Annotated in this window: 2 tRNA genes and 3 rRNA genes; all 5 read right to left on the bottom strand. The window is 53.2% G+C overall.

The annotated features are described in order from the left end of the window. Positions 1–28: 28 nt before the first annotated feature. A 5S ribosomal RNA gene (gene rrf / locus QCE63_RS35260) occupies positions 29–142 on the bottom strand. A gap of 170 nt (positions 143–312) precedes the next feature. Beyond that, positions 313–3199: ribosomal RNA gene (locus QCE63_RS35255) — 23S ribosomal RNA — on the bottom strand. 286 nt (positions 3200–3485) lie between these two features. Beyond that, positions 3486–3561 (bottom strand) — tRNA-Ala (locus QCE63_RS35250). A gap of 23 nt (positions 3562–3584) precedes the next feature. Further along, positions 3585–3661, bottom strand: a tRNA-Ile gene (locus QCE63_RS35245). A 79-nt stretch (positions 3662–3740) separates the two neighbouring features. Further along, a 16S ribosomal RNA gene (locus QCE63_RS35240) occupies positions 3741–5274 on the bottom strand. Together the 16S, 23S and 5S rRNA genes with 2 tRNA genes alongside form the textbook arrangement of a ribosomal RNA operon. Positions 5275–5343 lie beyond the last annotated feature (69 nt).

Raw genomic sequence — 5343 nt, 5'->3', positions numbered from 1 at the left:
GGTGGGGTTTTTGTTTGTAGCATGAGGAGCCTGACGATTACCTACTTTCACACGGGTGATCCGCACTATCATCGGCGTGGAGTCGTTTCACGGTCCTGTTCGGGATGGGAAGGGGTGGTACCGACTCGCTATGGTCATCAGGCATGACTTGTTGTTGTGTCGTCGGGGACGGCACAACCAATCTGGGAAGAAGTAGATTTGGGTAGTGACTGGTATCGGCACAGTCGCTGACTCAACCGGCGTGGCCCCCTACGGGGGTGGTATTGACTAAGCGCTGAAGCGCCAAGTCACTACGTAAAACACACTGGTTATAGGATCAAGCCTTACGGGCAATTAGTATCAGTTAGCTCAATGCATTACTGCACTTACACACCTGACCTATCAACGTCCTGGTCTGGAACGACCCTTCAAGGGGCTCGAAGCCCCGGGGATATCTCATCTTAAGGCGAGTTTCCCGCTTAGATGCTTTCAGCGGTTATCTCTTCCGAACATAGCTACCCGGCGATGCCACTGGCGTGACAACCGGTACACCAGAGGTTCGTCCACTCCGGTCCTCTCGTACTAGGAGCAGCCCCCTTCAAATATCCAACGCCCACGGCAGATAGGGACCAAACTGTCTCACGACGTTTTAAACCCAGCTCACGTACCTCTTTAAATGGCGAACAGCCATACCCTTGGGACCGGCTACAGCCCCAGGATGAGATGAGCCGACATCGAGGTGCCAAACACCGCCGTCGATATGAACTCTTGGGCGGTATCAGCCTGTTATCCCCAGAGTACCTTTTATCCGTTGAGCGATGGCCCTTCCATACAGAACCACCGGATCACTATGACCTGCTTTCGCACCTGCTCGACTTGTCGGTCTCGCAGTTAAGCACGCTTATGCCATTGCACTATCAGCACGATTTCCGACCGTACCTAGCGTACCTTCGTACTCCTCCGTTACACTTTGGGAGGAGACCGCCCCAGTCAAACTGCCTACCATGCACTGTCCCCGACCCGGATCACGGGCCAAGGTTAGAACCTCAAACAAACCAGGGTGGTATTTCAAGGACGGCTCCACCGAAACTAGCGTTCCGGTTTCATAGCCTCCCACCTATCCTACACAGATCGGTTCAAAGTCCAATGCAAAGCTACAGTAAAGGTTCATGGGGTCTTTCCGTCTAGCCGCGGGGAGATTGCATCATCACAAACACTTCAACTTCGCTGAGTCTCGGGAGGAGACAGTGTGGCCATCGTTACGCCATTCGTGCAGGTCGGAACTTACCCGACAAGGAATTTCGCTACCTTAGGACCGTTATAGTTACGGCCGCCGTTTACCGGGACTTCAATCAAGAGCTTGCACCCCATCATTTAATCTTCCGGCACCGGGCAGGCGTCACACCCTATACGTCCACTTTCGTGTTTGCAGAGTGCTGTGTTTTTATTAAACAGTCGCAGCCACCAGTTTATTGCAACCCTTTCACCCTCCTGGCGCAGGCCAGTCAAGCTACAAGGGCGTACCTTATCCCGAAGTTACGGTACCAATTTGCCGAGTTCCTTCTCCCGAGTTCTCTCAAGCGCCTTAGAATACTCATCTCGCCCACCTGTGTCGGTTTGCGGTACGGTCACTATTAGACTGAAGCTTAGAGGCTTTTCTTGGAACCACTTCCAATTGCTTCGCTTCCTAAGAAGCTCGCGCCACACCCTTGAATTATGTGCCCGGATTTGCCTAAGCACCTTCTCCAATGCAGCGACCGGGACGTCCAACACCCGGACAACCTTCCGCGATCCGTCCCCCCATCGCATCTAACAATGGTGCAGGAATATTGACCTGCTTCCCATCAGCTACGCATTTCTGCCTCGCCTTAGGGGCCGACTCACCCTACGCCGATGAACGTTGCGTAGGAAACCTTGGGCTTACGGCGAGGGGGCTTTTCACCCCCTTTATCGCTACTCATGTCAGCATTCGCACTTCCGATACCTCCAGCATGCCTTTCGACACACCTTCGCAGGCTTACGGAACGCTCTCCTACCACACACGTGTCTTTCAACGTGTATCCGCAGCTTCGGTGACTGGCTTGAGCCCCGTTACATCTTCCGCGCAGGACGACTCGATCAGTGAGCTATTACGCTTTCTTTAAAGGGTGGCTGCTTCTAAGCCAACCTCCTGACTGTTTTAGCCTTCCCACTTCGTTTCCCACTTAGCCAATCTTTGGGACCTTAGCTGGCGGTCTGGGTTGTTTCCCTCTTGACACCGGACGTTAGCACCCGATGTCTGTCTCCCGTGATTGCACTCTTCGGTATTCGGAGTTTGCTATGGCGTAGTAATCCGCAATGGACCCCACAACCATGACAGTGCTCTACCCCCGAAGGTGATACACGAGGCACTACCTAAATAGTTTTCGGAGAGAACCAGCTATTTCCAAGTTTGTTTAGCCTTTCACCCCTATCCACAGCTCATCCCCTAACTTTTCAACGTTAGTGGGTTCGGTCCTCCAGTACGTGTTACCGCACCTTCAACCTGGCCATGGATAGATCACTTGGTTTCGGGTCTACGCCCAGCAACTGATCGCCCTGTTCGGACTCGCTTTCGCTACGCCTGCCTTAATCAGTTAAGCTCGCTACTGAACGTAAGTCGCTGACCCATTATACAAAAGGTACGCCGTCACCCGTTTCCAGGCTCCGACTGTTTGTATGCATGCGGTTTCAGGATCTATTTCACTCCCCTCCCGGGGTTCTTTTCGCCTTTCCCTCACGGTACTGGTTCACTATCGGTCGATCACGAGTATTTAGCCTTGGAGGATGGTCCCCCCATCTTCAGACAGGATTTCACGTGTCCCGCCCTACTTGTCGTACACCTAGTTCTTCCAACCTATTTTCGCTTACAGGGCTATCACCTGCTATGGCCGCACTTTCCAGAGCGTTCAGCTAATAAGAAGGATAAAGAGTACAGGCTGATCCCATTTCGCTCGCCACTACTTTGGGAATCTCGGTTGATTTCTTTTCCTGCGGTTACTTAGATGTTTCAGTTCACCGCGTTCGCTCCACATGACCTATGTATTCAGTCAAGGGTGACCCATACGGGCCGGGTTTCCCCATTCGGATATCGGAGGATCAAAGCTCGTTTGCCAGCTCCCCTCCGCTTTTCGCAGGCTACCGCGTCCTTCATCGCCTGTGATCGCCAAGGCATCCACCACATGCACTTGTTCGCTTGACCCTATAACAAGTGTGTCTCTCTCGAGCCACCTCGTCATAGGCTGAGTATTCGCGTTGTGCCGTATTCCAAAGCAATCTTTCGATCACCTTTTCATACTTGATACAATCACTACCCTGAGTCCTCTACTCACGCCCATCTCTAAGCGCTTTCGCAGACTCTCTTTACTACTTCTTCCAGATTGTTAAAGAACGTTTAGCCGACAGGTACACTTCATTACCTTCAGCATCAACTGGCTATTAATCGCCAATGCACAGTACTTCACGAAACACTGTGCATTGAAGACTTTTGGTGGAGGATGACGGGATCGAACCGACGACCCCCTGCTTGCAAAGCAGGTGCTCTCCCAGCTGAGCTAATCCCCCGCGAGTCTTCCCCGCTTGACACTTGGTGGGTCTGGATGGATTCGAACCATCGACCCCCGCCTTATCAAGACGGTGCTCTAACCGACTGAGCTACAGACCCAAAGCCAGTCTTAAACAACAGCCGATAAGCGTGAGCGCTTGAATGCTCGGGTATTTGCATACCCAGTGCGAAGCTCGAGAAAGGAGGTGATCCAGCCGCACCTTCCGATACGGCTACCTTGTTACGACTTCACCCCAGTCATGAATCCCACCGTGGTAAGCGCCCTCCTTCGCAGGTTAGGCTACCTACTTCTGGTGAAACCCACTCCCATGGTGTGACGGGCGGTGTGTACAAGACCCGGGAACGTATTCACCGCGGCATGCTGATCCGCGATTACTAGCGATTCCAGCTTCACGCAGTCGAGTTGCAGACTGCGATCCGGACTACGATCGGTTTTCTGGGATTGGCTCCACCTCGCGGCTTGGCAACCCTCTGTTCCGACCATTGTATGACGTGTGAAGCCCTACCCATAAGGGCCATGAGGACTTGACGTCATCCCCACCTTCCTCCGGTTTGTCACCGGCAGTCTCCCTAGAGTGCTCTTGCGTAGCAACTAAGGACAAGGGTTGCGCTCGTTGCGGGACTTAACCCAACATCTCACGACACGAGCTGACGACAGCCATGCAGCACCTGTGCGTCGGTTCTCTTTCGAGCACATCCACCTCTCAGCGGACTTCCGACCATGTCAAGGGTAGGTAAGGTTTTTCGCGTTGCATCGAATTAATCCACATCATCCACCGCTTGTGCGGGTCCCCGTCAATTCCTTTGAGTTTTAATCTTGCGACCGTACTCCCCAGGCGGTCAACTTCACGCGTTAGCTACGTTACTAAGGAAATGAATCCCCAACAACTAGTTGACATCGTTTAGGGCGTGGACTACCAGGGTATCTAATCCTGTTTGCTCCCCACGCTTTCGTGCATGAGCGTCAGTATTGGCCCAGGGGGCTGCCTTCGCCATCGGTATTCCTCCACATCTCTACGCATTTCACTGCTACACGTGGAATTCTACCCCCCTCTGCCATACTCAAAGCTTGCCAGTCACCAATGCAGTTCCCAGGTTGAGCCCGGGGATTTCACATCGGTCTTAACAAACCGCCTGCGCACGCTTTACGCCCAGTAATTCCGATTAACGCTCGCACCCTACGTATTACCGCGGCTGCTGGCACGTAGTTAGCCGGTGCTTATTCTTCCGGTACCGTCATCCTCCAAGGATATTAGCCTCGAAGTTTTCTTTCCGGACAAAAGTGCTTTACAACCCGAAGGCCTTCTTCACACACGCGGCATTGCTGGATCAGGGTTGCCCCCATTGTCCAAAATTCCCCACTGCTGCCTCCCGTAGGAGTCTGGGCCGTGTCTCAGTCCCAGTGTGGCTGGTCGTCCTCTCAGACCAGCTACAGATCGTCGCCTTGGTAGGCCTTTACCCCACCAACTAGCTAATCTGCCATCGGCCGCCCCTATAGCGCGAGGTCCGAAGATCCCCCGCTTTCTCCCTTAGGTCGTATGCGGTATTAATCCGGCTTTCGCCGGGCTATCCCCCACTACAGGACACGTTCCGATGTATTACTCACCCGTTCGCCACTCGCCACCAGGGTTGCCCCCGTGCTGCCGTTCGACTTGCATGTGTAAGGCATGCCGCCAGCGTTCAATCTGAGCCAGGATCAAACTCTTCAGTTCAATTCCTGTTACTGTTTTCGGTTCCGTTAAGAACCGGTCGCTCACTCAACGTACTGACGATGATTAATG

Source organism: Caballeronia sp. LZ065 (genome assembly GCF_031450975.1).
In the GTDB taxonomy this organism is placed as follows: domain Bacteria; phylum Pseudomonadota; class Gammaproteobacteria; order Burkholderiales; family Burkholderiaceae; genus Caballeronia.
Note: the sequence above shows the minus strand (reverse complement) of the source record. Positions and strands in the feature narration are given on the sequence as shown.